We start from the raw sequence: 995 nt of genomic DNA on the forward strand, positions 1-995 counted from the left end.
CATTTTTTAATCAATTGATTAAATCTCTTGGTTAAAAATTTGCATACGTTATTTCCGGATTGTACATTTGAGCCGTAAATCAAGGAAAAACTATGCTTTGTTCATCAAAACCAACTGAAGACCGGATCAAGGAGGCTGCGAAAGAAGTCTTCATGGAGAAGGGGTTTGATGGAACAACAACCCGCGACATTGCTAAAGTAGCAGGCATCAACAGCGCATTGATGAATTATTACTTCCGGAGTAAGGAAAAACTGTTTCATTCTATCTTCACCGATATGTGCGGTCTTTTCTTTGAAGGCATGATCCAGATGTTTAACTCAAACATTCCGCTGCGGGAGAAAATCGAAGCGCTGATCGATCATGAGTATACCATGATGCGGGAAAACCCGCGGATTTCTATTTTTATCATGAACGAGCTGCACCGGAATCCGGAACGGCTTAGCCAACTGATTGGCCCCACCAAACGAATTATCGAAGATTCGTTCCAGAAACAGATCGATGAGGCCGTTGCCGCCGGCACTATCCGGAATGTCAATGCGCAGCATGTATTCATGATGATTATTGCCAACATTCAGTTTCCGTTTATTTCGAAACCTGTATTGCAGTTGACCTGGAATATGAATGAGGAGACCTTTGCTTTATTTTGTGATCAGCATATCAAGCTGATTAAGGAATCCATCTGTTCATACCTTTTTGAATTTCAGCCTGCGTGTTGATCTATTTTTTTGACTTTGCTTTAATCAAATGATTAAATTAAATGATTAGTTAAATCAAATAGTAAAAAAATGATGAAAAACTTTACAAGGTATCTCCCGATAGCCTTGCTGGTGACTGCTTTGCCCGTTTTCGGGCAAAGTGTGAGCCTGGAGCAACTCCTGGAGCGGGCCATGCAGCAAAACAGCAATGTGCAGATGGCTCGGTTAGAAGAAACAAAAGTTGCCTCGCAGATCGACGAAGTAAGGGCCAACGCCCGTCCGCATCTGGCCATCGCCGGG

Annotated in this window: 2 protein-coding genes; both read left to right on the plus strand. The window is 42.7% G+C overall.

Annotated elements, in window-relative coordinates:
• The first annotated feature begins 92 nt into the window (after window positions 1-92).
• Window positions 93-716, plus strand: coding sequence for a TetR/AcrR family transcriptional regulator (locus tag BLX24_RS30685; protein WP_071506928.1), 624 nt, complete (start codon window positions 93-95; stop codon window positions 714-716).
• 69 nt (window positions 717-785) lie between these two features.
• Window positions 786-995: hypothetical protein (locus tag BLX24_RS30690; RefSeq protein WP_218160746.1), on the plus strand; the 210-nt coding region annotated here is incomplete at its 3' end.

It is taken from the genome of Arsenicibacter rosenii (assembly GCF_001870735.1).
GTDB lineage: Bacteria > Bacteroidota > Bacteroidia > Cytophagales > Spirosomataceae > Arsenicibacter > Arsenicibacter rosenii.

Bases quoted from the DNA above. Each gene is read 5' to 3' on its own strand.
- BLX24_RS30685 (WP_071506928.1), top strand. From the start codon at position 93: ATGCTTTGTTCATCAAAACCAACTGAAGACCGGATCAAGGAGGCTGCG.